At 58.5% G+C, this 24,213-nt stretch carries 24 protein-coding genes, 1 tRNA gene and 1 pseudogene; 13 read left to right on the forward strand and 13 right to left on the reverse strand.

The window, feature by feature from the left end; genetic code table 11:
- Positions 1–62: 62 nt before the first annotated feature.
- The 4 genes from ACVW1C_RS11350 to ACVW1C_RS11365 all read right to left on the reverse strand — a co-directional run bounded on the left by ACVW1C_RS11350 (position 63) and on the right by ACVW1C_RS11365 (position 1,306).
- Positions 63–290: a hypothetical protein gene (locus ACVW1C_RS11350; protein ID WP_456758481.1), complete on the reverse strand. Its 228-nt coding sequence runs from the start codon at positions 288–290 to the stop codon at positions 63–65.
- Positions 290–544: a hypothetical protein gene (locus tag ACVW1C_RS11355; protein WP_456758482.1), complete on the reverse strand. Its 255-nt coding sequence runs from the start codon at positions 542–544 to the stop codon at positions 290–292. The genes ACVW1C_RS11350 and ACVW1C_RS11355 overlap by 1 nt, the downstream gene beginning before the upstream one ends.
- Before the next feature lie 343 nt (positions 545–887).
- Positions 888–1,046 carry a hypothetical protein gene (locus ACVW1C_RS11360; RefSeq protein ID WP_456758483.1) on the reverse strand — a complete coding sequence of 53 codons (159 nt, stop codon included), beginning with the start codon at positions 1,044–1,046 and terminating at the stop codon, positions 888–890.
- A gap of 59 nt (positions 1,047–1,105) precedes the next feature.
- Positions 1,106–1,306: a hypothetical protein gene (locus tag ACVW1C_RS11365; RefSeq protein WP_456758484.1), complete on the reverse strand. Its 201-nt coding sequence runs from the start codon at positions 1,304–1,306 to the stop codon at positions 1,106–1,108.
- A 201-nt stretch (positions 1,307–1,507) separates the two neighbouring features.
- On the opposite strand from ACVW1C_RS11365, the gene ACVW1C_RS11370 reads away from it, so the two are divergent.
- Positions 1,508–1,696 carry a hypothetical protein gene (locus tag ACVW1C_RS11370; protein WP_456758485.1) on the forward strand — a complete coding sequence of 63 codons (189 nt, stop codon included), beginning with the start codon at positions 1,508–1,510 and terminating at the stop codon, positions 1,694–1,696.
- Complete coding sequence (locus ACVW1C_RS11375; RefSeq protein WP_456758486.1) at positions 1,686–1,892, forward strand: hypothetical protein; 207 nt, start codon at positions 1,686–1,688, stop codon at positions 1,890–1,892. Before ACVW1C_RS11370 ends, ACVW1C_RS11375 begins: the two co-directional genes overlap by 11 nt.
- A 780-nt stretch (positions 1,893–2,672) precedes the next feature.
- On the opposite strand, the gene ACVW1C_RS11380 is transcribed toward ACVW1C_RS11375, so the two are convergent.
- From ACVW1C_RS11380 to ACVW1C_RS11390, 3 genes are all read right to left on the reverse strand, one after another.
- Positions 2,673–3,615 (reverse strand): IS630 family transposase gene (locus ACVW1C_RS11380; protein ID WP_456655323.1). Its coding sequence is split into 2 segments (ribosomal slippage): positions 2,673–3,278 and positions 3,280–3,615, totalling 942 coding nucleotides; the frame shifts between segments, so codons are not numbered across the junction.
- Between the two features lie 416 nt (positions 3,616–4,031).
- The gene (locus ACVW1C_RS11385; protein WP_208073737.1) at positions 4,032–5,258 is read right to left on the reverse strand and encodes an IS91 family transposase; all 1,227 of its coding nucleotides are present in this window, start codon (positions 5,256–5,258) and stop codon (positions 4,032–4,034) included.
- 20 nt (positions 5,259–5,278) lie between these two features.
- Positions 5,279–6,139 carry a tyrosine-type recombinase/integrase gene (locus ACVW1C_RS11390; RefSeq protein WP_456758487.1) on the reverse strand — a complete coding sequence of 287 codons (861 nt, stop codon included), beginning with the start codon at positions 6,137–6,139 and terminating at the stop codon, positions 5,279–5,281.
- Between the two features lie 152 nt (positions 6,140–6,291).
- Between ACVW1C_RS11390 and ACVW1C_RS11395 the strand changes: the two are divergent.
- A pseudogene (locus ACVW1C_RS11395) lies at positions 6,292–6,879 on the forward strand (phage integrase N-terminal domain-containing protein); the annotation flags it as partial.
- Between the two features lie 566 nt (positions 6,880–7,445).
- Here the strand turns inward: ACVW1C_RS11395 and ACVW1C_RS11400 are convergent.
- A tRNA-Met gene (locus tag ACVW1C_RS11400) sits at positions 7,446–7,522 on the reverse strand.
- Between the two features lie 178 nt (positions 7,523–7,700).
- On the opposite strand from ACVW1C_RS11400, the gene ACVW1C_RS11405 reads away from it, so the two are divergent.
- A complete protein-coding gene (locus ACVW1C_RS11405; protein ID WP_456758488.1) occupies positions 7,701–8,630 on the forward strand; it encodes a hypothetical protein in 930 nt (309 codons plus the stop codon).
- A 3-nt stretch (positions 8,631–8,633) separates the two neighbouring features.
- Here ACVW1C_RS11405 and ACVW1C_RS11410 read toward each other — a convergent pair whose 3' ends face one another.
- A complete protein-coding gene (locus ACVW1C_RS11410; protein WP_456758489.1) occupies positions 8,634–9,779 on the reverse strand; it encodes a hypothetical protein in 1,146 nt (381 codons plus the stop codon).
- 92 nt (positions 9,780–9,871) lie between these two features.
- Here ACVW1C_RS11410 and ACVW1C_RS11415 point away from each other — a divergent pair, with 92 nt between their 5' ends.
- Entirely contained in the window at positions 9,872–10,243 is a 372-nt protein-coding gene (locus tag ACVW1C_RS11415) for a hypothetical protein (RefSeq protein ID WP_456758490.1), read from the forward strand.
- 122 nt (positions 10,244–10,365) lie between these two features.
- Here the strand turns inward: ACVW1C_RS11415 and ACVW1C_RS11420 are convergent, their stop codons facing one another.
- Entirely contained in the window at positions 10,366–11,253 is an 888-nt protein-coding gene (locus ACVW1C_RS11420; RefSeq protein ID WP_456758491.1) for a toll/interleukin-1 receptor domain-containing protein, read from the reverse strand.
- 285 nt (positions 11,254–11,538) lie between these two features.
- On the opposite strand from ACVW1C_RS11420, the gene ACVW1C_RS11425 reads away from it, so the two are divergent.
- The 5 genes from ACVW1C_RS11425 to ACVW1C_RS11445 all read left to right on the forward strand — a co-directional run bounded on the left by ACVW1C_RS11425 (position 11,539) and on the right by ACVW1C_RS11445 (position 17,978).
- Positions 11,539–12,606, forward strand: coding sequence for a DNA cytosine methyltransferase (locus ACVW1C_RS11425; protein ID WP_456758492.1), 1,068 nt, complete (start codon positions 11,539–11,541; stop codon positions 12,604–12,606).
- Between the two features lie 81 nt (positions 12,607–12,687).
- Positions 12,688–13,059, forward strand: a complete 372-nt coding sequence (locus ACVW1C_RS11430) for a very short patch repair endonuclease (protein WP_456763053.1) — start codon at positions 12,688–12,690, stop codon at positions 13,057–13,059.
- Positions 13,060–13,110: 51 nt separating this feature from the next.
- The gene (locus ACVW1C_RS11435; RefSeq protein WP_456758493.1) at positions 13,111–14,313 is read left to right on the forward strand and encodes a hypothetical protein; all 1,203 of its coding nucleotides are present in this window, start codon (positions 13,111–13,113) and stop codon (positions 14,311–14,313) included.
- Positions 14,306–15,874, forward strand: a complete 1,569-nt coding sequence (locus ACVW1C_RS11440) for an ORC-CDC6 family AAA ATPase (RefSeq protein WP_456758494.1) — start codon at positions 14,306–14,308, stop codon at positions 15,872–15,874. Before ACVW1C_RS11435 ends, ACVW1C_RS11440 begins: the two co-directional genes overlap by 8 nt.
- Entirely contained in the window at positions 15,867–17,978 is a 2,112-nt protein-coding gene (locus ACVW1C_RS11445) for a hypothetical protein (protein ID WP_456758495.1), read from the forward strand. Before ACVW1C_RS11440 ends, ACVW1C_RS11445 begins: the two co-directional genes overlap by 8 nt.
- A gap of 20 nt (positions 17,979–17,998) precedes the next feature.
- Here ACVW1C_RS11445 and ACVW1C_RS11450 read toward each other — a convergent pair whose 3' ends face one another.
- Positions 17,999–20,026 carry a Z1 domain-containing protein gene (locus ACVW1C_RS11450; protein WP_456758496.1) on the reverse strand — a complete coding sequence of 676 codons (2,028 nt, stop codon included), beginning with the start codon at positions 20,024–20,026 and terminating at the stop codon, positions 17,999–18,001.
- Positions 20,016–20,465 carry a hypothetical protein gene (locus tag ACVW1C_RS11455; protein WP_456758497.1) on the reverse strand — a complete coding sequence of 150 codons (450 nt, stop codon included), beginning with the start codon at positions 20,463–20,465 and terminating at the stop codon, positions 20,016–20,018. The genes ACVW1C_RS11450 and ACVW1C_RS11455 overlap by 11 nt, the downstream gene beginning before the upstream one ends.
- A 491-nt stretch (positions 20,466–20,956) precedes the next feature.
- Between ACVW1C_RS11455 and ACVW1C_RS11460 the strand changes: the two genes are divergently transcribed.
- A complete protein-coding gene (locus tag ACVW1C_RS11460) occupies positions 20,957–21,319 on the forward strand; it encodes a hypothetical protein (protein WP_456758498.1) in 363 nt (120 codons plus the stop codon).
- Here ACVW1C_RS11460 and ACVW1C_RS11465 read toward each other — a convergent pair.
- Complete coding sequence (locus tag ACVW1C_RS11465; protein ID WP_456730803.1) at positions 21,264–22,595, reverse strand: tyrosine-type recombinase/integrase; 1,332 nt, start codon at positions 22,593–22,595, stop codon at positions 21,264–21,266. The genes ACVW1C_RS11460 and ACVW1C_RS11465 overlap by 56 nt on opposite strands.
- 917 nt (positions 22,596–23,512) lie before the next feature.
- On the opposite strand from ACVW1C_RS11465, the gene ACVW1C_RS11470 reads away from it, so the two are divergent.
- Both ACVW1C_RS11470 and ACVW1C_RS11475 read left to right on the forward strand, forming a co-directional pair.
- Complete coding sequence (locus tag ACVW1C_RS11470) at positions 23,513–23,740, forward strand: type II toxin-antitoxin system RelE/ParE family toxin (protein WP_456758499.1); 228 nt, start codon at positions 23,513–23,515, stop codon at positions 23,738–23,740.
- A 2-nt stretch (positions 23,741–23,742) separates the two neighbouring features.
- A complete protein-coding gene (locus tag ACVW1C_RS11475) occupies positions 23,743–24,060 on the forward strand; it encodes an addiction module antidote protein (RefSeq protein WP_456758500.1) in 318 nt (105 codons plus the stop codon).
- Positions 24,061–24,213 lie beyond the last annotated feature (153 nt).

The following is a 24,213-nucleotide window of genomic DNA, read 5'->3' on the forward strand; positions in this document are numbered from 1 at the left end:
AACTGCGGCATACTTCGATTAACCTTAAATCTCGGCACCGTAGTTTAGCGGGCTATGCGATCTCAGTATTGCGGACGCCTGAGGAGTTCTGGCAATCGCGATATCGCCTTGGCGATCCGCCGCGCCTCATCGCGTGAAAGGAAATTATTGGCGTATTGGTATTTGCCTCGGTGCAGGTCGTCACGATGCGCGACCCCGCAAATGAAGAAACCGTTGGCGTCCTTCACCCGAAAACCGTCCGCGTGATCTTCCATCACCCAGGGCGCGGGAAATCGCCGCAGGTTGTCCATCACGCCCTGCGCTGTGCCGGCGTTCCATTGATCCGCTTGCCCGAGGGGTAGGTCTTGCCGAGCTTCGCCTCACCCTTCTTGCGATCCCGTTCCTCGACCAGGCCATCTACCTTGGCCTGCATTCTTTCCAGTAGCGCTTCAGCCGAGGTCGTGGGAATGCCGGCCCGCTGAAGGGTCAGGATTTCCTTCTGCTGGCGGCCAATTTGCCGCCGCATGTGCTCAATCTCGGCGCGGATGTATTCAAGTGTCGGCATCGGTTCGCTCAGGTGGCGGACTCGGCTTAAAAGAACAAAATGGGAACGACGAGTCAACCCGCTTCTAGCTGGTGGGGCCAAAGGAAAAAGGAGTATGGCCCGCAGCGCAGCGAGGACCGTTCTCCGGCCCTGAGACCGCTCTGGAACGGCACCCGGCGCGCGCCGCAATGATAGCGGTGCCGCAGGCAGCGGCGTGACCGAGTGCCTCCGGCGAAGGGTTCAATATGACTTGCGTGAGGGATTGTGACCCGAATGGGCGGAGACGTGATCGGCTCCGGGCGCAGCCTAAAGCCCGGCCCGACGGGACACGCCAAAACCAAAAAAGCTCCCCCGTAGGGGAGCTTCAGCATTTCGCAAACAGGATGAAGGCGGCGGCGAAGCGCTGCCTGGATTCCGCCTCTTGCGGCAGCGCAATCGCCCCGTCAACGACTAGCTGGGCTTCCGCCAGCGCTTCAACGGCCCGGATGAACTGATCCTTGCGCCAGTGTGGCCACGAGGTCATCTCGATCGCCGCATGAAACACGTCCAGGAGCGCATTGGCTTCGACAAACGAAACCGTATCTAGTCGCCCTCCTGGTCGCCTTGCGACTTCGGTTCGCGCAAGACGATCTTGCCCGACACCGCAACGCCGGGTGCGATCACGATGTTGAAGCCCTTGCCGTCGTCGTTCGGCCACGCGGCGCCTATCCGGGTCCACGTCGATTTCCTGCCGTCACCGCTGACGACGAATGCGTCATGCGAGGGCAGCTTGCTCTCGGCCATCGGTTTTCCTTTTCAAAACGAGAGGATGTTTCCAGCGGAACGCTGTGCCCCGATGCTGACGCAACGTGACGGGCCGTAAAGCTGTCTGCCTAGCCGACGGGCATGTATCAGCGGCCAGGCGGGGGGCTTTTCAATCGCAGCCAGGCGGCGCAAGATTCCGCCACACCAAAACATCTACATCCCTTTTTCCCGGAGACGCCCATGGCGATCGACGACGCACGTCCGTGCCCTTGCGGGTCCGGGCTTCTTTCCCGCTGGGCCAATGACGCGCGCGGCATTCCTCTGACGCGGGTTTGTCCCAAGTGCGAGGACGAGAAGCTTAGCCACTACCGCCCTGAGGTGCTCACCGACAGCAGCTACGAGGCCGACGAGGCCATCGATGGCGATTAACATGCACCGCCATTGGTACCGCTGCACGGGAGATCACCTGATGCAGTGGACCAGGGAAAGTCCCGAACCGCAGAACTCCCCCTGCCCGACGTGCGGCCTTCTCTACTTCCCGTGGGCATCCGAGGACATGACGACCGCCAAGTTCAGATCCGACAACGGCATCGTCGATGATCCTCAACTCGACCTCTTCAAATAAAGAAGACGATAGACAAAAAGAACGCCATGCGGGCGCCCTTCGCGTCTCTGCCCGGCTATCGTGTCCACGATTTCACGATTCCACGACGGGACGCAGTGCGGGGCGCCGGGGTGTCCCCGGCCGCGCGCGGTGTGGAGGCCCGCGCGAGGCCTCCGCTGGCCGCTGGGTGGTGCAACCCTAAGCGGCCATGGGAAGGGCTCGGGGAGCCCCCTCCCCGATGCCGGCGCGCCGGCACTCGCGCTGCAAGCGCCCTCACTACAGTCAAAGACCAGTAGTGAGGGCGCGCGCCGCACGCACGGCGCTAAGATTGTCGGACAACTTCCCTCCACGGTTGCACAATCATTCCGCACGTCGGCTGAATAGGCACGGGCTCTGCAATGGCCGAGTGCCGGCGAGTGCCAGAAGATATTCGCCAGGCCGTACGACAAGACGAACCATCCCCGGCCGACAGGTCACAACCGTTTCAAAGGAGCAAGATGATGTCCACACGACGAACCCGAGCTGGGTTTGCCCCAGCCATCCCGCCGCCAGTGCAACCCCACGGGCAATGCCGGCGGCACGCCGATACGAGGCAAGTAATGACAAGGAAACGCAACAACTCGGCAATGCCGACGCACAGCATGGAAGGAGCTGGCCGCATTCCCGGTAGCGAACCGATCACAGACCAGAACGAGACAACGCGGCGTCGCTCGCCGCATTGGAACGACCATTCCGCCAGTCAGGCGGGCCGCGTCATGCCAAGGCTTTCGCGGCGGTCATAAACACTAGAGCATGATGTGTTTATACGGAAACGTACCCTGAATTTTTGAGATAGTTGGCGCACTCCTCCTTGGAGAAGACGTCGAGGAGTTCGCCGACCTTGCGCCAAGTCGCTTCGACATCACGCGGCTGCGCGGCTCGCATCAGGTGTTTGAGCTTGGCGAAGACCTGCTCGATCGGATTGAGGTCGGGGCTATAGGGCGGCAGGAAAAGCAGATGGGCTCCTGTGGCGCGGATGGCGTTGCGCGCCGCCTTGCCCTTGTGACTGCCGAGATTGTCGAGAATGACGAGTTCACCCTTTGCGAGGGTCGGCGCCAGCACCTGCTCGACATAGAGGGTGAAGAGCTCGCCATTGATGGGGCCGTCGATGACCCATGGCGCGCTGATCCGGTCGTGGCGCAGCGCCGCGATGAAGGTCATGGTCTTCCAATGGCCGAAAGGCGCAGACGCCTGGAGACGTTGCCCACTCGGTCCCCAGCCTCGCAGCGGCGCCATGTTGGTTTTGATCCAGGTCTCGTCGATAAAGACCAGGCGCGAAGCGTCGATCCTGCCCTGATGGGTCTTCCAGCGCGTCCGTTTACGCGCGATATCGGGGCGATCTTGTTCGGCCGGCAGGATCGTTTTTTTTGAAGCTCAGCCCTTCGGCATGGACGAACGTCCACACTGCCCGCACGTCGGTCTTGATGCCGCGCGCAGCCAGTTCCTGCGTCAGCTTCCGCAAAGTGAATGGGCCGGAGCGAATGCGTTTGCGCAGCCAGTCGGCATTGGTGCCGGACAGAACCGGCTTCTTGTGACCGCCGATCTTGCCGGGAGAAACGCCTCCGGTCTCCCGCCGCAGATTCTTCCACTTCGTCACACAGGAAGGACTGATCTGAAGCGCTTCTGCAATCGAACGAACGGTCTCGCCCGCGTCAGCCCGCGCCAGAGCGAGTTCACGAAGATCTTCCGAATAGGGTCGCGTCATCCATGCTGGCCCCGTTCCAGCATGGAGTTTGAATCAGAAATTGTCCCTTCTGGGAATCTGGAGGGTTCTGTGAGGTCGCGCTCACGCGAGGGCGCGGCAGGCGCTTATGACGCGACCTCATTGAAGCCGGATTGAACGAAGGCGCGGGAGGCTATTCGCGGTTTTGCAGCTATGGGGATTGTTCGAGATCGCCATGCCCGATCTGCTGGCTCGGCGCGTGAGGCAGAGACACAGGAGTGCGCATCCTGGAAGAGTTGAGATCAGACGCGCTTCGCCTGAGATCGCGATAGGCCTTTTGCTGCATCGGACGGTTGTTGTCGCGCAGTGTGACAGCACGGATTCGACATCGTCCGCGATGATCGAGACGCTGGGAGCGAAATGACGAATGATGATCGTCGTGCACGACATGACTTGGCTCACGATGTGTCGCATCGGAACGGTGATGTTCGAGGGCTGGGGCGTCTGAAGCTATGTCGAAAGCGCTCAATGATGCGCATGACGCCACCACAATCGGGACAGGCAGGAACCTCGGCCCAGGTTTGAGCCTCCGAATCCACAGGCGACGGCTGGCCATCGTTTGGGGCTGTTCGCTCATGATCGAGAAGTTCGCGGCAAAGGGCGAGCTTGGCAGCGCGATGGCGGTTGGCCATGAAGCCGAAGTGGCGGATGCGGTGGAAGCCGTCAGGCAGCGTATGAAGCAGGAAACGGCGAATGAACTCATCGGGCTTGAGATTCATGATCTTTGTCGCGCTGTTTTGGCGATAGTCCTTCCATGAGAAGGCGACATGATCGTCGTCGAGTGCGACGAGCCGGCTGTTGGCGATCGCGACGCGATGGGTGTAGCGGCCGAGATAGGCCAGGACCTGTGCGGGTCCGCCGAAGGGCCGCTTGGCGTAAACAACCCAGTTGATGCGTCGCATGGCGTCGAGGTGGGCCGCAAAGGCAGCCGGCTCGGCCAGAGCTCCGAGATCGCCGAAGAAACGCAAGGCACCGGAGTTGAAGGCTGCCGACAGACGTTTGAGAAAAAGTGTGCGAAATAGTCTGGACAACGGTTTGACGGCCAGGAAGAAGTTCGGTCGGCAAGCGGTCCAGCGCGCGCCATCGGGCGAGAGGCCGCCACCCGGAACGACGCAATGGACGTGGGGATGATGCATCAGCGTCTGTCCCCAGGTGTGGAGGACGGCGACGCCGCCGATCGCACCGCCGAGCCGGCGTGGATTGGCGGCGAGCGTCGTCATCGCCTCGGCGGCAGCCTTGAACAGGATGGCATAGACGACGGCCTTGTTCTGGAAAGCGATCGCGGCGATCGGTGCGGGAAGTGTAAAGACGACGTGGAAATAGGGAACCGGAAGCAGGTCGGCTTGACGCGCGGCGAGCCACGCGGCTCGGGCTCTCCCCTGACACTTCGGACAGTGCCGATTGCGGCAGGAATTATAGGCAACGCGTGTCGTGCCGCAGTCGTCGCAAGCCTCCATGTGGCCGCCGAGCGCCTCGGTCCGGCACGCAACGATCGCGCTCATCACGCGCCGCTCGACCCGCCCCAGATGACCGGCATGTACACGGCGATAGGCGTCGCCATGCCGGCGCAGAATATCGGCAATCTCGATGGCGGGCCTGTTGGAGCGGATGTCGGAGCGGGTCATGACCCGCATCCCGCTGCGGGTCATCCAGGTGGCGTCACCTCCAGCGACAGGCGATCGAGCGGGCTCTGCGTCGCTCGGATCGTATCGGTGGCGACCTGCGTGTAGCGCGCTGTCGACGACAAATTATTGTGCCCGAGCAAGACCTGGATGATCCGGATATCGGTTCCGTTCTCGAGAAGATGTGTCGCGAAGCTGTGGCGCAGCGTGTGCAGCGTGACGCGCTTGGTCAGGCCCGCAGCCTTCACCGCCGACCGGCAGGCGGCATGCAGCACGGTCTGATCGATCGGATGATCTTCGTCACGACCAGGGAACAGATAAAGCCGCGGCCGGGCGAGCCGCCAGTAGGTGCGCAGGATGCCCAGCAGCTGGGGCGACAGCATCACGTTGCGATCCTTCGCGCCCTTGCCGTGGCGCACCTGGATGACGCCGCGGGCGCTGTCGATGTCTTCGATCCGCAGTCCCGCAACCTCCGAGTCCCTGAGCCCGGCCGCATAGGCGGTGGTGAGCGCGGCGCGGCTCTTCAGGCTCGATACCGCTTCAAGAAACTGAACCACTTCGTCGGCGCTGAGAACGACCGGCAGCTTGCGCGGTTCTCGCGCATAGGGAATGCGCTCTGGGATGAGCGCCTCGCCGAGCGTGACGCCGTAGAAAAACCGTAGCGCACAGACGATCTGGTTCAGCGCCGGCCATGAGATGCCGGTCGAGACCAAATGCACCTGGAAGGCGCGGACGTCTTCCAGCTCTAACCGGTCAGGCGATCGGCCAAAATAGCGGCTGAACTTCGAAACCGCGCTGACGTAGGATCTTTGCGTCGCCGGCGACAGATTGCGGACGGTCATGTCTTCGATCATGCGGCGGCGAAGAGGGCTCAAATCGGCCATCTCGATACTCCTGTCTGAGGGGGTGGGCTCCAACACCCACATCCTCTCAGCCAGGAGGCGATCTATGCCACCTTGCCCCCTACGCCGCGGCAGCGGCTTCGTTCAATCCCGATTCTCGCAAAAAACAACATGCACTAACGAAGGCAACGACGATGGACGCGCTCGCATACGACCTGAAAACCATCACCCTGAGCGATGGTGTCGGGTCGTATCTCACGCGCAGCCAACGGCACCGGGGCTTGCAGCTGATGGCACGCGACCTCCGCGCGCTCGGCCTCAAGCTCCCTGCCGCGTCGTCACTGAAGCCGCGCCATGTTGAGGCGCTCGTCGGCCATTGGCGATCGTCGGGACTTTCGGTCGGCACCATGAAGAACCGCATGGGCTGGCTGCGCTGGTGGGCTGGAAGAGTCCGCAAGCCAGGCGTCGTGCCGCGCGACAACGACAGCGCCGGCATTGAGCGGCGTTCGGCCTTCAACGGCAATCGTGCCCACACCACCTCCACCGACAAGCTTGCCGCCCTGCCCTATCGTGTGCAGCTCGCGCTGCGCCTGCAGATGGCGTTCGGCATGCGGCTGGAAGAGAGCTTGAAATTCCGCGTGAACCAGGCCGACAAAGGAGATCGCCTGGCGATGCAATCCAGTTGGTGCAAGGGCGGCCGCGCGCGGGAGATCCCCGTCGTCCATCCGCGCCAACGTGCGCTGCTCGATGAGCTGCGCAAGGCCTGCGGCGACCGGCCTTTGCGAAAACCGGCGCACCGTGGCACGCGAGGCTATCGAGGCGCTGGTCCTGAAAGGCATCGAGGAGAACTTGGCGTCGCCCGAACTGATTGCCGAGTACGTCCGCGAGTATCACCGGATGTCGCGCGAACTGCACAGCTCGACCGCTCATCGGCGCCGCGACCTCGAAAAGCGGCTGGGCAACGTCAACGGAACGATCTCCAAAGCCGTCGACGCGCTCTTGGGTGAGGCCCCCAGCCGCGCCTTGCGCGAGCGCTTGGCCGCCCTGGAGGCTGAGCGCGATGAGATTGAGGCGGCCATAGCCGATGTTGTCCCGCCCGCCGTGGAATTCCACCCCAATGCGGCGAACGCGTACCGCGACAAGATCCAGAACCTTAAGAAGGCCCTGTCCGAGTCAGACGAGGACAGCCGCTTGGCGGCCAACGAAGCTATTCGGGAGATTGTTGAGAAAGTCGTCGTCCATCCACGGGGCCGGTACAAGCCCGTGAGGATCGAAATTTACGGCCAACTCGCCGCCCTGCTCAGGATTTCCGAGAGGGCGGCTAAACCCCTAGAATCTAGGGGAGCGTTGGTTGCGGGGATAGGATTTGAACCTAAGACCTTCAGGTTATGAGCCTGACGAGCTACCGGGCTGCTCTATCCCGCGCCAATGAGAAACGCTTGTATAATCTTATACTTACGGAAGGGCAAGAAATTAAATTTCGCGCCGTTTTGGCGTCATGTGCCAGTTATGTGCCATGTAGGATGGCGTTGAACATCCGGAGATGGCGCGGTCGGGGGGCAACGCGCTAGGCTGGTAAGCCTCAATTGAAGCACTTAGCCCGATGCCTGAATGGACACCCTACCGCCTAACGCTGCCGACCAGCGCGACTGCACGTGCGTATCACGAGCTGAAAACGGTCCACCATGTGGTGCATGTCCCCGGTGCGCGACGTATCCTTGAGGATGACCGGATACGCGCTGGATTGATCTACGACGAGAGCCGACTTAATAAATCACGGACATGCGTGGCGTGGGTGTCTGCCAACACCTGGGGCCCGGGGTCGATCTATGGCAATGTCCAGTTTTCGTTTTCATGGCGCGACATCATAAGGGGTCGGCAACTCTACTGGGTCGAGGCAATAAAATACTCGCCCCATGCCTATCGCTTGCTCGTAACCAACCGCGATCTCTCAAATTCCCGTCACGTCACTCCTTACGACCCTCGTACCGATAAAGGTCCGGTCGTTAGGCAGGGTGGTCGTTGGTACTGGAATGGCGACTACACTTCGGAATTCATGGTCGATAGCGACCTTGAATTGGCCGACTGCACAGGATTTTCATTCATTCGGCATCGCCCCGATCGGTGCCGCCTCTACCAATCAGGCTGCAAAGACCGAAACGCGCCAACCTATCGCATCGGCGGGCGGGTCTTGGCCTTCCTGCTCGGAAACTCGCTGCATTCGGTGGACAGCCAGCTAAAAGCGGCAAATGCCTTTCGACCGGAACAGCCCCTCAGCGACGCGGTCGATACCGGCGTGGATGGCATTCTACGCGTCCTGGGCAAGGCAGACAATTTTGGGGGCGCCCTCGTTAGACCATTGTCTGCGGAAGCGGCCCTCATGGGTGCGCTCGCGCTCTACGGTTCCGATCAGCGGAAAGCTGCGCTCGAATTGGTCGGCATGCTCAAATCGAACTCAGTCTTTGAGAAAGCCCTCGTCAACATCATCGAAAAGCACTTCGGCGTAAACGGCTGGTCTCTCCCTGAAAATTGACAACTATTCTTCAGGCCAGTTCGCCGGCATGTCTAACAGTTGTCCAACGGGCGATCCCTCGACCCGCTCATATGTGCCATTTACTAGCGTCAGCTCGGCCGTTCCCAGATTGAGGGCCGGCACGGGCTTTCCGGCCCATGGATTGGGGATGAGAATCCCGTTCTTGGTGACAAAGTTCCAAGCGTCAATTCGGAAGAATGCGAGCACGCCGCTCATGCGTGTGTTTTGAGGCTGGCCGTTGGGTGGCCCGTACCAAATGCCGTCCGGCCTCCGTAGGTGCTCCTCCTTCAACGAGCCGTCGGGAAGTTTTGTGATTGCGACATATGGCTCGCCTAATAGCGCATCAATCACACCCTCTTCGCGGTGATACATCGACAAGCAATCGATCGCGACAACGTAAGGAAGATCAAGCTCGCCATAACGAGACGCCTTCTTTTTGAGGCCTGGGCGAATTTCCTGATGCGGCGTTATCTGGGTAATGGGGAAGTTTCTCCTGCCGACGGCTCGGGCGCCTTCCTCGGGCTTGCTTCGCGGAAGCGCCCGCAGCTCTATACGGCACCCATGTTCTTCGTAGCTGAATGCAGGGGCATTTTTGGCGGCTGCACCCGCGGGCAATCCAGCAATCCACGGCTGCACACCGCGCTTCAGCTTCTTCAGTGAAAGGGGAGCGGTTGGGAGCCCCTCTGTCGTGAGCGAGAGAAAATTGTTGGGCGATGGTACATTGTCGATGGCGGCAAGGGCCGTATTGAGCCGCGCGTATGCCGCCGTCTCTTGGTTCGAGCGGCCGGAGGCCAAGACGCCTTCGAGATAGAAGCGTTCACCTGTCGGCGCCTCAACAAGAAAGTCAGGAGATTTATTCGTGTGTTGAAGCTTAGGCTCGATTTCGATGATCTTACAGCCCCGAGCACGAAGGAATTTGTGAAGGAACAGCTCGAAAAACGCACTCTGATGATGGTCATCAATGTCGGAACGCAACCGAGCGATGAGGCCTTCACGATGAGATTCCGGGTATTCCGATATCCATTCATCGACTAAATCGCGCACTCGCTGGGCTTCGGGACGGCTACTCTTGTTGAGGTAGGAAAAGAGGGGCTCGCCTTCCTGACGCGGCTGATCATTCTCCCGGGTGATGTCGTCAAATATGCTCATTGGCATGCAATCCGCTTGCTGCAACCATTCCCTAGGTGTACACGCGAAGGTTGATTCAACTCAACAAATCTCGCTCTAATTCGCCCTTTCTCATGGCTGAAAACGTCTACCAACGATGGATGAGGGAAGACAACGACCGCTGCTTACCGGTGGTCGAGGGACAACAACTCGAAACCCTGATGTTCGGCACGATGGCTTACGTCATCGAGAAGCTCGGGGAAGGACCTAATACGCCAATCCTGGGATTGTCTGACAAGGTTTTGCATGGTGCGCTCTCCATTTCAGCCGCCATGATCGTTCGATCAAGCTTCGCTGAAGCGCCATCCGCGCCTGCGCTGGAGTACACAGACGTACCAAACATTCCGAGGATACCGGCCGAGCTGAGCGCCCTGGCCGAAGCGGAGCGGAGGCGGGAAAGATGGCACCCGTTGAGGGGCAGTGATAGCGACGCCGGCATGAAATGACGGCGGGACCCGAAAGCGAGTGCAGTCGCGAGACCGGTTAACAAGGCACCCGCGCAACGGGCAGCGATAGCGGCGCCGAAGGCGAGCCCTTTGCGCGAGTGCCTCCGGCGAGCGACACTCTTCTAGCGCTTTCGTGCGAGCCGGTGATACTGCTCTTGCAACCTTGCTCGTGCTTCCCCTTCTGTCGGCCCAGGAAAACTATCTAGCCGAACTGCCCGCGCCATAATGGTTTTGGGGAACGCATGGCAAGTCCAGCGAAACATGGTCAGCTTCTCTGAAGTATCTTCGTGACACTGGACGTCGTATTCCTCGAATTTTGGGAACCGAGGATCATTTGGGCATGGTCGCTGGGTCCCACCATCTAGTTCGACAAAGCCGCATTCGAAGCTACGCAGCAAACCAGAATGCTTTTGCTCCAAATCCAGCGGGACATCTTGCTGCTCCACAATGTCGGAGCCGCAGGAGGGACAGCGATATTCGGCCAATTCCTGTCGCGCCGCGTCCAACTCTTCTTGAAGCGCCGCCAAGTCAGCTTCGCCTAGCTGGTGCTTGAACGTGGTTCTGTCGATCTTCGCGTAAATGTCGGGGCGTACGACCGACAAGATTTGAAGGGCAATTTCTTCGGCTGACCCCACGTCACCTGTCTTGACCGCGACTTTATCGGCGAGGGGCGGACTGAAGGCGAGTACGTCCTCGTGATCGACACCAAACCAAATTGGAAGAATGACGCTATGTCCACCGATTTCACGGGCGACAAGACCACGCAGTTCGTATTCAGGCCAAGCTTTGCGCATGAACGCTGCGCTGAGGATCACCACCCCATACCGAGACTGTGCCAGTCCTTTATCGATGGACCGCGATAGTGAATCGCCGAGCTTTAATGACAACTCATCGTACCAAACTTTCACACCGACGCCTTGCAGGGCATGCGCGAGCGGCCGCACAAAGCCGTCCTTATCCTCAGATGCGTGCGAAATGAAAATGTCCCAGATCGGGCTCGTGTTTGGCATAAACTAGTCTCGACGTGATATGTCATTGTCACAAATGGCGCTGGCCACTCTATTTCCCAAGAACTATGCACCCAGAGCTGGTCGGCTCAAGGAATCACCCGTTTTTGAGACCGTAAGCTAAATTCCTGTGACCGCAAGCGACGCCGCATAACAGCGGCACTAAAATCAATTGATAATTCAACGGCTTATGCGCTCGCCTTCAACAGGCTTGAGGGAGAGTCCGTGATTCGTCAAAGATACGGCCGCGGCTGTTCCGGCCGGGCTCGGGCGAATTGCGTTCTGTGAATGAAATCCAAGTACACTGCGATAGATTTGTTTTCCGGATGCGGGGGACTCACGCTGGGGTTGAAGCTGGCGGGCTTTAAAGTCCTCGCCGCCATCGAAAAAGACGCCTTGGCTGTCCAGACATACAAGGCGAACCATCCCGGTGTCGCCGTGTGTCACGACGACATTCTCGCGGTGAAGGCCGCGTCGCTTCGTAAGCGTTTGAAGCTTGCGGTTGGCGAGCTCGATCTCTTGGCCGGCTGCCCGCCTTGCCAGGGCTTCTCCTCCTTGCGCACGCGAAACGGCGCGACGCAAAAACGCGATAAGAGGAACGGTCTCATCACTGAGATGATGCGCTTTGCTCGCGCGTTCCAGCCCAAAGCGATCATGATGGAAAACGTGCCAGGACTTGCGCAGCATTGGTCGTTCAAGAAACTCTGCCGCGATCTCCGAAAGCTCGGTTACCGGGTCGAATGGGACATCAAGGACGCTCGCTATTATGGCGTGCCGCAACGACGTAAGCGATTGATCTTGGTCGCCGGACGCCGCTTCGATGTCCCGCTTGCCAAGGAATCTGACAACATCAAGACGGTTTGGAAGGCGATAGGCGATTTGAAGTCTCCCGGTCACAGCCGTGACAAGCTGCAAAATCTGCCGGAGAACCGGAGTGAGAAAGTCTTGAACTTGATCCGCGCAATTCCGAAAGACGGCGGCAGTCGAACCGATCTCCCGAGATCGCGACAACTTGCCTGTCACAAGCGAACAGATGGATTCAACGACATATACGGGCGCATGGCATGGCATGAGCCCGCACCCACGATCACGGGCGGGTGCTTCAATCCTTCGAAGGGCCGGTTTCTCCATCCGGCTGAGAACCGCGCCATCACGCTGCGCGAGGCGGCCATCCTTCAGTCATTTCCGCGCCGATACCGCTTTCCGGCCGACAGGAGCAAGGAATCTATCGCGCTGATGATCGGCAACGCGCTTCCGCCGACTTTCATTCGTCGCCATGCCGGCGAAATCGCCAAGAGCTTAGCAAACGCAAAAGCGAAGTCCCGCCGCGCGGCCCGCCGATCTCTCAGGGGTTGAGAATTCACAGAACTTTAGGCTGCGCGGCTAAGACAGAAGCAGATGGCAGACGTTTTTTCCGCCCGCAAGCGCTCAGAGATCATGTCCCGCGTAAGAGGGAGCGGGAACAAGGCGACCGAGCTACGTCTTATCGCAATATTCCGCGCCAACCGAATTCGAGGATGGCGGCGGCGGTCACGGATTTTTGGAAAGCCTGATTTTGTGTTTCCAAAGGAGAAGATCGCAGTTTTTGTCGACGGTTGTTTTTGGCATGGCTGTCCGCGCCACGGATCAATGCCGCAGACAAATCAGGATTTTTGGCAACAAAAGCTGAAACGAAATCGTCAACGCGACCTGTTGGTAAACAAGACTTTGAAGAAGCAAGGTTGGACACTATTGAGATTTTGGCAGCACGAGCTGCGGACCCCGGAGAATGTCGTTCGCCGCGTGGCCCGCGTTCTCCGCCCCGGCTAGGCTACCTGTCGGCGTTAACGCTGGCGTTATAGAGGAAGTGGGTACCGGTAGATGCGCTCGTTAGATTTGATCGAAGATCTTGCGCGAAATCCGTCAGAAGCGGCGATGGCATCGGTTGTCGCCTCAGCGATCGGAGATTCGTGGGGAGTCGATGAGATCGGCCGACTTGCGGAGGTGCTGGCGCGCAGCGGAAACACTCTGACTTTTCCCGATGATATCGCCACCGCGGATGTCGCTTCGACCGGGGCTCCATCATCACTTTCGACGTTGCTGTGCCCGCTATACTTGCGCAACCTCGGCTTCCAAGTCCCGAAGCTCGGCGTGCCAGGCCGGCCGGCGGGAGGGATTGATGTGCTTGCTCAAGTCCCCGGATATAAGGCCGACCTGGATGCAGCCGCAGCGCGGGCTGCTTTAGACCGATGCGGCTATGCGCACTTTCTCGCCGGCCCCGATTTCGCGCCGCTGGATGCCACGCTCTTCCGTTATCGCCAGAAATCGGGCGCGCAAGACGTGCCTCCTTTGGCCGTGGCCAGTATCCTTGCGAAAAAGATTGCGTGCGGCGTCAAGTCCGCGGGCCTTGATGTGCGGGTCGCACCTCATGGGAATTTTGGCGGTGACTTCGCCTCAGCCAGACAGACGGCCAAATCATTCTGTTTAGCTGCGAAGGCAGTGGGAATTAGCGCCGTCGCAGGATTGACCGATGCACGCACACCCTACCAACCATACATCGGGCGGGGGGAAGCACTGTTAGCCCTTAGCAAGCTGATCGACGGTAGCCAAGACCAATGGCTTCTCGATCATGCCGATCGCTGCCTGCTACTCGCAGCACACGTCAGCGCTCTGCATCCAGCTCGGGGGTCGCTTGTGAAAGAAATCGGGAAGCCGTTCTTCGAGAACATCGCCGCGCAAGGTGGCACTGAGGATGGCTTCCTTGGCAAGGCAGAAGCAATTGCGCGAGCGCCACGGACAGAGATCGCCGCACAACAAAGCGGCTTTTTCTCGCTTGACCTTGCCGGATTGCGTTCGGCGTTTGTAACCGCGAACGCGCCTGCCAATGAAGAGCCATTCCCGGATAACCTCGGCCTGATTCTTCGCAAAAGGCCCGGCAGCTTCGTTAGGAACGGAGAAATACTGGCGTCAGTTCGCGCGACGCAAGGCCTCTGGCCTAGCTGCGCGCCCCCCCTGATGAAATGCTTCCGTGTCGTCGAGCTGATGGACTACGCTGTCGGTCTGGAGGAGTTTGTCCGTGCCTAGCTATTGTTGCTTCTTTTGTCCCGCAGCTACTTATAACGACAATGAGATAACCGATCCGTGCCCGAGCTGCGGTCGCCCCTTCGGCTTTCCGCTGAGCAACGCTCCCGCAGAAATTGGCCCGTTCAAGATTCTGCGGCCTTTGGGACGAGGCTTTTATGCGGCGACATACGTAGCCGAGCGCAAAACGGGGCTGCGCAACAAATCCGTTCTGAAGGTTACGCCGAAAGCATTCTATGAGTTCTTTCCCGGGAAGGATTTCGAGGAAGAATGCCTTTTGCACCGCGATATAGCGGAGGGAACCGAGCACCTCGTTGGAATCCGCGACATGCTTCCTGACGAGCAGGTTCAATTCGGCGACCAGTCGCTCCAATGTTGCGTCGCGGAGCTTAATTTTATCGACGGCCTTCTTCTCACCGACTACTTCGATGGCGAGCAGAAGGTCACGGCAGCCATAGCGGCGCAGATGGCCATTGATCTTTTGCGCTTGCGCGAAGAGCTAGAGCGCAAGAAGGTGTTTCACAATGATCTGCATGCCGGCAACATCATCGTCGAGCGACTTAAGAAGGACAGCTTTCGCGCCGACGCTGTAGACCCATCCATTCGGGCGGTCGCCATCGATCTCGGCTCCGCCGCGGTACAAACCAAGAGCGATCCTGCCAAGCAACGCGAAGGTGATATCAGCCGAATTGCTGAGCACATTGCGCGGTTGAGCGCGCGATTGTTGGCCAGCCCGGATCAGGTGTCTGATCATGATTTTCGGTTGGCGAGCACCTTGCAAGACATTTTCCAAGTCCTGGCCGCACCGGCAGAGAATACGCGTTTTCCATCTGCGCAAGATCTCATCCGACAAGTTCGGCTCGCGTATGAGATGATACCGCGCCATTCATGGCGGTCGTGGCGGCAGCCGCTGGCTTTGACGAGTTTCGGTTCGGCATACAACGCGCTGACTCTTGAACCATGGCACGTGCCGGCTCTCCTGATCGATCCGGAGGGCACATGGCTGAAGCAGATCAGCACGCCAGGTCCGCAAATCATCACCGGCATGCGCGGCTGTGGCAAGACAATGCTGCTGCGCGCACTTCAGTTTCATGCGCGCGCTTCGCAGGCGCGCGGCGAAACTGCCGACACTGTCATTGGGCGTGTCAGCAGCGATGGATACATCGGCCTGTTCGTCTCGGCTCAAAGGCTTATCGACCGACGCGACCCCGGGCAAACGACAAACGCCGATCCGTTTGCGCGGCTAATACTAGCGTATGCCGTCGAGGCGGTCCGTTCGATCATGCACTTGCGCGACATTCGCACAGCGGGCGTCAATGAGCATTCCCATAAGGTTATTGGCAGGGCGTTGACCGATATCCTGACCAATTCCGGCGAGCTATCAGATGCCATCGATCTCGATGATTTCGACGCCCGCCTGCGAAAGGCACTCGTGCAGCACAGCCAGCCGGGCAACAGCTTGCGCTTGCAGATTAACCCGAGCGATGCGTTTATTCATCTGGCGGAGAGCATTGCGGGTGTGTTCCCCACACTGGATGGCTGGCCGTGTACTGTTCTTGCTTGATGATGTCTCAACCCGCTACCTCAAAGGTGGCCCGATCCGGGAGCTGCTTTCGGCGTTGCTATTCCAGCATCCTGTTTGCGCATTCAAAATCACATCCGAAGTGCAAACAATGGAGCTGGAGCTCAAAACACCCGGAGAGAATTTCCCGGCCCGGGAGGGCCGCGATTATTCCGTATTCGACCTCGGCTCCGAAGTGTATGACAAGATAAAGGGACCGCAGGGAAAGCAGTTCGTCGAACGAATTCTGGAGCAACGCGCCGAACACTTCTCGGCACATCCGCGTGCGACGCCGTCGCAATTGCTTGGCGACGAAAACATGGAAACGATCGCGCGAGAAATTGCCGAAAGCGCCTCCACTTCAAGCAAACGCAAAGAAGTCTATCGCGGCATCACCGCGCTCGCCCATGTATGTGTTGGCGACATCGGCGACGTTATCAGCCTTTATGAACGGATCATCAAAGCGGCAAACGGTCGAATTCCCGTACCGGCGCAAGTCCAGTGCGACTGCTTTCAGGATCACTGCTCGCATCGTCTCTACGATCTCAACCGGCGTAGGAGCGAACTGAAGGATGTAGCTCGGTCGTTCGCGGAAGCTTCGTACGAGTTGCTGCTTAAGTCTTTCAAGGACGCCAAGAAGAATGGAAAGACGGCGCGCCGACTGCGGCAATACTCGTCGATCTATGTGCGCGTGACTACAGGCGACACGGGCAAGCAGATGGCCCAGCTTCGTGATCTAATCGACGCTGGCGTGTTTGTATTCACGGGCGGAAGCCCGCGAACCAAGACGAAGGATTCCGATCCAATTCTCCAATTCAAGCTGACCTTTAGGCGCATTTACGGGCTCACCAATTTCATTGGCCTTGCCGAAAGAGATCGGTTTGAGTTGTCCGGAGCGAACCTGGAGGAATGGCTCGCAAATCCGGCGGCCGGAAAAGAAATCCTGATGAGAAACCTTGGGGGGCCGCTGGCGGAAGAGGACGACGCGGAACCGGAGGAGCCGGCTATAGAGCCAACAGTCGCGGCGCCTGCTGCCAAGGTCACAATGGACCTCTTTGAAAGCCTGCCACCGCCACAGCCCGAACAGCCAAAAGCTCCGGAAGAGCCGTCGCCGGACCTCACACGCCTTCCGACGCAAAGCATCAATGTCAAGACGCTCAACGGCTCTGGGATCGCCGCGGTGAGGCCGGCACAGATTGTCATCGGCCTTGGCTTTGAGGACCGCACCCTCGCGTCAGTGCGCGCCCTGACAAAGGCGCTACCGCCGACTAGAGTTATTGCTATTCAGTACGAGGATGCGGGCCGATCGAAAGAGATTTTGGACAGCCTCAAGAGTTGGGGCACCGAGATCGACGTGATTCCATATCGCACTGCGATTGCGGACGGATTGCCGCTCACAAATCAGCCCGCCCTAATCGATGTAACGGGATTGGCAAAGCCCGTCATATTTCACGCTGTCCGCGATGGCTTACAGAAATCGGGCACCGTTTTAGTAGCTCATACGCAAGCGAAGAGCTACTACCCGACTGATCGAGACATGAAAGCCTTGCTCAAGGCCGAAGAACAGCATAACCGGCAGAAGTTCTTCGATACGCTTTCCGGCATTTTGACGGGCGAGATTGGACCGTACGAATGTCTGCCACTGCTTCAGGCGGACGCCGACGAGACACGGCGCAATGTGCTGTTCGCGTTCGCATCTCCAAAGCACGAGCGCCTTCTTTCATTGATCGACAATCACGTGATCGACCGTCTTGAGGTGGTTGCGCCAGAAGGAACCACGCCTCGCAATCGGGTCGCCAAGCAAATCGCCGAGATTGCGGCTACGGATAGCGCCAGTTCGGAGGTAACTTATATCAATTCGGATGATCTGGAAAAGGCTACCGCATTTATGCTCAGAGGCTTCAACAAGTGGTATGTGCGCCAAGGCTTCAATTTTGAGATCGGACTTACCGGCTCGAAAATGGAGGCAGTTGCGTCCGCTGCGGTCTCTTCGGTCTGCAAAATCACGCAATGCTGGTACGTGCGCCCGACGAAATTCGACGCAGCCAGATTTACCAAGGGTACGGGCGAGACACGCTACTTCCGGCTCGACCGGACCGACGCTTAATGCGGGTATGCCGGCGTTCGCTATTCAAAGCTGAAGGCGATGGCGTAATTTCCGTCGGGAAAGCGCACCTGGGGCAGCCATACGGCTTCACCTTTGGCACTTTTCTTTAATCGGTACATGAACAGCGTTACGGCGTCGGTTGGCACCTCAGTGTCCTCTCCGCCGCTATAGAAACCTTGCGTCTCTCGACGAGGGGCTTCCAATTCACGATCGCGGCTGACACGAATGTATGCCTTAGCGCCCTTCAGCACTTCCATCTTTTCGAGCGCGGCACCAATCGTCTTCCCGTTCCAAAGCTCCGCTCCAAGCTCGGGATCAGATTCACATTTCTGAATCAGCTCAATGACAGACGGCACATCCGTCACGTAATAAGGCTTGGTTCCATTGTAGCTGGAGAGCTTGGCGTCAAGCCATTGTGTGGCCTCCGCTGTAGCGGCCGTACGAAGTGGATAGCGCGGGTTCACCCATCCCCCGGCCACATAGACGCCGATGGCATTCGGGTCTAGCACATTGCGTCGTGTTGCTTGCAGAGGTGAAGCCAAGCAGATGCCTTCGAACTCGCCTTGTGGATGGCGTTCGATAAGCGCACGAAGCGCCGTCTCCATCTGGTGAATGATACGAAAATGCTCGGCGAGCTTTTCCGGCAAGAATAGTCGGGTAGCACCGATGTGCTTCTGCCGATAGCCGTACATGCGCGCATGCTGTAGCACTGTATCGGAATTGGGTCGTTTTGGGTTTCTGCCGTAGTAACTGGTAATAAGGTTCGGGATCGTTACACCACGACCGAGCTTATTGCCGCCCACAAAAATGCTGTAAGGATGATCGGGAACGATTTCTTCGTTCGAGTTGGAATTGATTTCCTTGATGCTCGCCGCAGGCAGAAGAAAAGCAATCTTCTGCAAAACGGCGTCGAACGGAGGAAGGCCAGGTTCGGTTTCAGCCAGGTTACGGTAGGCTTCGGTGAGATCGTGGTGGAGTTTCGTGTATGGAGATTTTCCCGGTTCGGCGAGAGTGTTGACTGTGTCCTCCCGAAACCGCTCAAATAATTCGACGATATGCCGATGATCGATCTTCGTATGGCTGATATGGCAGAGAAATGAGAAATTCTCTTGCGGAAATTGGATGTTCTTTGCGCCAGCGGCAACGAAGAAGGTCAGGAGCGCCTCGCGTATTCCGGCTGGAATGCGGTGCGTCGGATTAGGTTGGTGTCCTGATTTGAGTTCATCGACTTCATCGATGTCGACGGGCACGAGAAGCTTTGAATCATCCTCGAAGAACGCTTCACCTCCGACATAACCTGGCCCGGGGTTGCTGAGCACGGTGAATGAAGGGCGGTAATTATGATCCGGGGTCTGCAAAAAGAGCGCCTGCGGAGTCGCTGTAACTTGCAAGTAAGTGTTTGTTCTGAAGAAGCTCCTGAAATCGGAGATCAACTTATTGATCGTGCTGATCTCGTTCGTGCTCTTCGTGGCATTCTTTTGGGTATGTGTATTTAGGCTTGCTTGATCCGCCTCGTCGTCAATGATTAACGCGGGAAGCCCGCGCGCACCGTTCGCCGCCCCGATCTTTCGAAACGCCTCGATCAGGCTGGACAAGTGATCCGAATTCTTTGAACAGACAACGACGAAAGGCGACGTTCGCAGTTGCCGCTCGAAAGCGGGGCCGTCCCATTCCGACTTCCCAAATACCTTTAATCCGCGCAGCTGGCTTCGAATTCTGCGGAGGGTTTGCGTATAAAGCGGGTTTAGGTCGGACGTCAGGATAATGATGCATTTGAAGCCGTTATCGACGGCCATCGCGGTCGTAATAGCGATGACGCTGGTCTTGCCGCTTTGAATGAGGCCGTAGAGAAGCCCATAGCTGGGCTCCTCATTACCGGATACGGGATCGATCGCGTATCCAAGAATGCTCGCAGCTCGTTCCGCAATGACGTGAAGAGAAGTGGGATCGGAGATCTCGTTGGCGAGCGCGCTCAACGCCTCCGTCGTATGCTGCCCATCACGGATGATTTCTCGATGGTGAATGGGAGCGGCGGCGTTATGCGGCATTCGCGCTCTCGTCCGCTTCGACGCCAAAGGCCAACGCTGGCCATTTTCCGAGCGATACCTTTCGCTTTAGCTCGCCGCCTGTCCCCCAAACCGTATAACTGTGGTTATGCTTGCGGGATGCGGCGATCCAGCCGGGCTTGCTTCCGAGTAGGTCGCGACCTTGATCCCAATCAATCGCACAGACGCCGTCGCTGCCGCACACTAGGCCGAAGACAAGCCGTCGATACTTGGTGGCCATGCCGATCGACCGCTCTACGTCCTCCTGGTCGAACGTGAAGCGCCACGGCGATCTCTCTTTGGTTGTGTACTTAATGAAGAGAAAGCTCTCATCATTTAGGAGATATCCGAGCGAGCCGAGCTTGCGGATTGACTGGCAACGCGCATCTTCGAGAATCGGGATGACAGCGGCGCCGTGATAATAGGCCGACTTATCAAGCATGAGGGCAACGCCATGAATGAAGCTATTATGCGAATAATTTCATTCTGCAAGTTTTCGTTGCAAAGGCAAATGGCCACTTCGATTTCATGTGCCAATCATGTGCCATGTAGAAAATTGTAAGCCAGGGTAACCGGTCGAAAGAATGCCTTGTAACCAATTGATAATAAAGGGAGAACGGCGCAATTACTGGTAACACGTGGGAAGCACCTGCAAAACATGAAAAAGCCCGCCAGAGGCGGGCTTTTTCAGTTTGAAATCAAACATTTAGCTTGGTTGCGGGGATAGGATTTGAACCTATGACCTTCAGGTTATGAGGCCGAAGGTCGGAATGAATGCAATTTGCGCCCCCGAGCGCTTCGTAGGCCAATTGAACCGGTTCGTCCTATTTGTACGCCACAGCCATCCAGCAGCCATACCCTCGCAGTTGATTTCTTTCTTGCTGGATCAGCCTACGATCTTATTGCGTCAGACCGATCATTGGTCCGGAGCGCATGAACGACGACCAGAATCGGAACGAGGTATTTGGATCGCCAGATTCCAGCAAAGCGCCGAGTAGCCCGAAGCGCCGTCGCAAGAGTCGTGGCATGCCGCCCCCCGCGACGTTCGATATCGATACGCTGCCGGGCGGCTCCAATTTGACGGCGTTGGAAACGGCCGCGGTCATCCGGCGCACACCCGGGGCGCTGGAACAGTGGCGACGCGATCCGAACCACACCCTGAAATGGCGCTACGTCGACGGCCGCCCGCTCTATCGGGTCGATGCCGTGCGGGACTATCTGGCCAAATCAGACAAAGCTACTAAGCCGTCTCAGCCGCATAATGCTCGCGGAGACGACCCAGCAGTTCAGCCTTGATCGGATCGAGCGGATTCGTTCTTTGCAGGCGCACGACTTTGCCGACCCGCATCGCGCCGACCAGCTCCGCGATGTAATCATGGGCCGCTTCGAATGCCATTTTTCGGATGATCCACTGTTCGTCGTGATTGTAGACCTGATCGATTCCGCTCGGCTTTTGCCCGACACACAGCCGCTGGATCTCGTTGTCGTAGCCGCAGCGCGACATGATGGTGCGCAAACTGCGCCTTAAGTCATGCATGGTGAATTTTGCAACACCCGCCTCTTTGATCAACCGATTGACCATCTTGGTGAAGCCCGACATCTGGCCACCGGTCTTCGGTGACGGGAAGACGAAGTCGGACGTGGCGCGCTGAAAATGTTTCGCGGCCGCGAGCACCTCATCAACGAGGTGTGTGCGCGGTACATCGTGGTGCAAGCCCATCTTGGTCCAAGCCGCATCGAAGGTGATGCGATCATCCATAATGTGCTTCTGCCATTCGATCAGGGTGGGTTCGCTCCGGCGCGGGCCACCGAGTAGGCACACCCTCGTCAGGAGCCCAAAGGTGCCGAGCTTGCCGGATGCGTGCCAGACCTTGATGATTTCTTCATCGGTCAGTGCACGGCCCTTCGTTCGGCGTGCGACCCTTTGCGCGCGGGTTTCCTTGGGCTCACGATAGCCAGCCAGCACATTGTGGTTGACATAGCCCTCGCCAACGCACCATTCGAGGAACGTGTGGGTGTGCTTGCGCAGGTCCTTGGCCGCGCCCCGCTTGCCGGTTTTGGCGACGCGGTCGACCGCCGCCATGATTTGCCGCCGCGTCAGGTCCCCCACGCCGCTCTCAGCGTGCTCCTTGAGCCCGCGCCGCAACGCCGACATGGCTGGCTTCCAGTTGACGACCTGACGTCCGGTCAAGGACGTCTGGTAGGGACCATCGTCGACGACGAGGTCTGCCAGGATGGTGCGCTGCTTTTCGGCTGCCTGTTGCCGCCTCGCTTCGCGTTTGGCGTCGTTGGGGTCCATGCCCTTGACCACCTCGCCGGCGGCGATGGTGGCGGCCTTGCGCGCAGCCTTCTCATTATACTTGGGCCATGGGCCGAGGGTCTTGCGTTGCGTCCCTCTTATTCCCGGCTTGGTGAAGAGGTAAACCCACGTTCGGCCCCCGGTGACGCGCATGCGCAGGGCAAGGCCAGGCAGTTTGTCGTCGTGGAGATAATGCTGAGCTTTGCCGGGCGGCAGCACGGCGTTGCGGATCACCGCATCGGTGAGTGTCAGCTGGTTGGTCGGCTCCGTCATGATCCATTCCCCACCTCTGTGCCCCGGTGTGCCCCTGCGAGGGGCAATCGCGCCCAATCGGGGCAAGCTCTCAGAGCTTCCCTCACAATGTGCCCCAAAAGGAAGAATCGAGAGACCAGACCTCAGATCTTCCCTCATTGTTGTGCCCCAAGGGGAAATCTGCGGCGGGCACAACAGGGGCACACAAAATGCAGTATGGCCGCTTATGGTCTACTGAGGCTAAAGCGGCCATAAGATACTGCAATAAAACGAATTATTTCGACAAAACTGTGGCTGTGCGTGGTCAGCCTGGATCTACGGATTGTGGTTCACACGGGAGAGGTCCAAGGTTCGATCCCTTGTGCGTCCACCATTCCCCTTCCTGAACCGCCGAGTGCGGGCGATTGTCGACATTCTGCTGCCCTTCGGGACCGCCTGATCAAAAATGTCGAAAACAACCCCATGCAAAGGAGCCGATGCAAGCCGGATCAATGGGTTACCATCTCCGAACTTGATTGCGTCCGCGTTGCTCCCCAAGCCGGGCATGGATGCATGTCGGACCAGGCCCAAAACGGGCATCGGGTCCGCAGTCTGGGCCGGGAACTCGCGCCGAAATCGTAGCCTCACTGCCCGGGACTTCCGAGCGTCACCGTTGCTTCTTGTCGCGTGTCTTGTCGGGATCGTCGATCGCTCCAACCGCCCGGATACGGTCTTCAATGTACTCGGTCAGCGAGTAGCGTTCCCTAGCGCCGACGAGCACATCATGGGCCTAGCCGGGAAAAGGCATAGTGGGATTGTAACCTATAGATCACATCTTCGGTTGCACAATTGTAATCTATAGATGTAATCTATAGATTACAATCACTGCATGATCCGACGTTCGCGAAACGCCTGACTTCACCAACTGGCTTGCCGCGCTGAACGATCAGCGCGCCCGCTTGCAGATTGTTCGGCGGATCGCACGGGTTGCCGCTGGAAACTTCGGGGACTCTAAATCGGTCGGAGGCGCAGTGAGCGAGCTTCGCATCGATCACGGACCGGGATACCGGGTTTATTACACTCGGCGCGGCAAGGTCGTCGTTATCCTGCTCTGCGGCGGCGACAAGCGGACCCAGAGTAAGGACATTCGGAAGGCCAAGGAAATCGCGGAGACATTGGAGGACTGAGGATGAAAGTCAGCAAACTGAAGAAGTTCGATGCCGCCGAACACCTTCGCACAGCGGAGGCGCGAGCTGAGTATCTGAACATTGTTCTCGCCGATGGCGATCCCGCCGAAGTCCGAGACGCCCTCAATCTCGTCGCCCGAGCACAAGGCATGAGCGAGGTTGCCAGGGCCGCCGGCGTGACCAGAGAGGGGCTTTACAAGACGCTTGGCGAGAATGGCAACCCGGAGTTCGCAACCATCCTGCGCATCATCGGGGCAATGGGAATCCGGCTTACTGCAAAACCGGCCAAGAGCAAATCGAAGAAGAAGGCCGTGGCGTAACGGCAAAGGCTGGCGGCGATGACGCCCGGCGTATTGGCGTGCGGCCGAATAGGATATCTCCTTGCCGCAATGCAATAAGCGCGACAATCGGCAGCGGCTTGACCGGGGCGCGGTTCCTTTTCACTATGCCGAGCACAACGCTGACCCTCGGAG

The organism is Bradyrhizobium sp. USDA 4011 (assembly GCF_054063415.1).

Bases quoted from the DNA above. Each gene is read 5' to 3' on its own strand.
- ACVW1C_RS11350 (WP_456758481.1), bottom strand. From the start codon at position 290: ATGGACAACCTGCGGCGATTTCCCGCGCCCTGGGTGATGGAAGATCAC.
- ACVW1C_RS11355 (WP_456758482.1), bottom strand. From the start codon at position 544: ATGCCGACACTTGAATACATCCGCGCCGAGATTGAGCACATGCGGCGG.
- ACVW1C_RS11360 (WP_456758483.1), bottom strand. From the start codon at position 1,046: ATGACCTCGTGGCCACACTGGCGCAAGGATCAGTTCATCCGGGCCGTT.
- ACVW1C_RS11365 (WP_456758484.1), bottom strand. From the start codon at position 1,306: ATGGCCGAGAGCAAGCTGCCCTCGCATGACGCATTCGTCGTCAGCGGT.
- ACVW1C_RS11370 (WP_456758485.1), top strand. From the start codon at position 1,508: ATGGCGATCGACGACGCACGTCCGTGCCCTTGCGGGTCCGGGCTTCTT.
- ACVW1C_RS11375 (WP_456758486.1), top strand. From the start codon at position 1,686: ATGGCGATTAACATGCACCGCCATTGGTACCGCTGCACGGGAGATCAC.
- ACVW1C_RS11385 (WP_208073737.1), bottom strand. From the start codon at position 5,258: ATGACCCGCTCCGACATCCGCTCCAACAGGCCCGCCATCGAGATTGCC.
- ACVW1C_RS11390 (WP_456758487.1), bottom strand. From the start codon at position 6,139: ATGGCCGATTTGAGCCCTCTTCGCCGCCGCATGATCGAAGACATGACC.
- ACVW1C_RS11405 (WP_456758488.1), top strand. From the start codon at position 7,701: ATGCCTGAATGGACACCCTACCGCCTAACGCTGCCGACCAGCGCGACT.
- ACVW1C_RS11410 (WP_456758489.1), bottom strand. From the start codon at position 9,779: ATGAGCATATTTGACGACATCACCCGGGAGAATGATCAGCCGCGTCAG.
- ACVW1C_RS11415 (WP_456758490.1), top strand. From the start codon at position 9,872: ATGGCTGAAAACGTCTACCAACGATGGATGAGGGAAGACAACGACCGC.
- ACVW1C_RS11420 (WP_456758491.1), bottom strand. From the start codon at position 11,253: ATGCCAAACACGAGCCCGATCTGGGACATTTTCATTTCGCACGCATCT.
- ACVW1C_RS11425 (WP_456758492.1), top strand. From the start codon at position 11,539: ATGAAATCCAAGTACACTGCGATAGATTTGTTTTCCGGATGCGGGGGA.
- ACVW1C_RS11430 (WP_456763053.1), top strand. From the start codon at position 12,688: ATGTCCCGCGTAAGAGGGAGCGGGAACAAGGCGACCGAGCTACGTCTT.
- ACVW1C_RS11435 (WP_456758493.1), top strand. From the start codon at position 13,111: ATGCGCTCGTTAGATTTGATCGAAGATCTTGCGCGAAATCCGTCAGAA.
- ACVW1C_RS11450 (WP_456758496.1), bottom strand. From the start codon at position 20,026: ATGCCGCATAACGCCGCCGCTCCCATTCACCATCGAGAAATCATCCGT.
- ACVW1C_RS11455 (WP_456758497.1), bottom strand. From the start codon at position 20,465: ATGCTTGATAAGTCGGCCTATTATCACGGCGCCGCTGTCATCCCGATT.
- ACVW1C_RS11460 (WP_456758498.1), top strand. From the start codon at position 20,957: ATGAACGACGACCAGAATCGGAACGAGGTATTTGGATCGCCAGATTCC.
- ACVW1C_RS11465 (WP_456730803.1), bottom strand. From the start codon at position 22,595: ATGACGGAGCCGACCAACCAGCTGACACTCACCGATGCGGTGATCCGC.
- ACVW1C_RS11475 (WP_456758500.1), top strand. From the start codon at position 23,743: ATGAAAGTCAGCAAACTGAAGAAGTTCGATGCCGCCGAACACCTTCGC.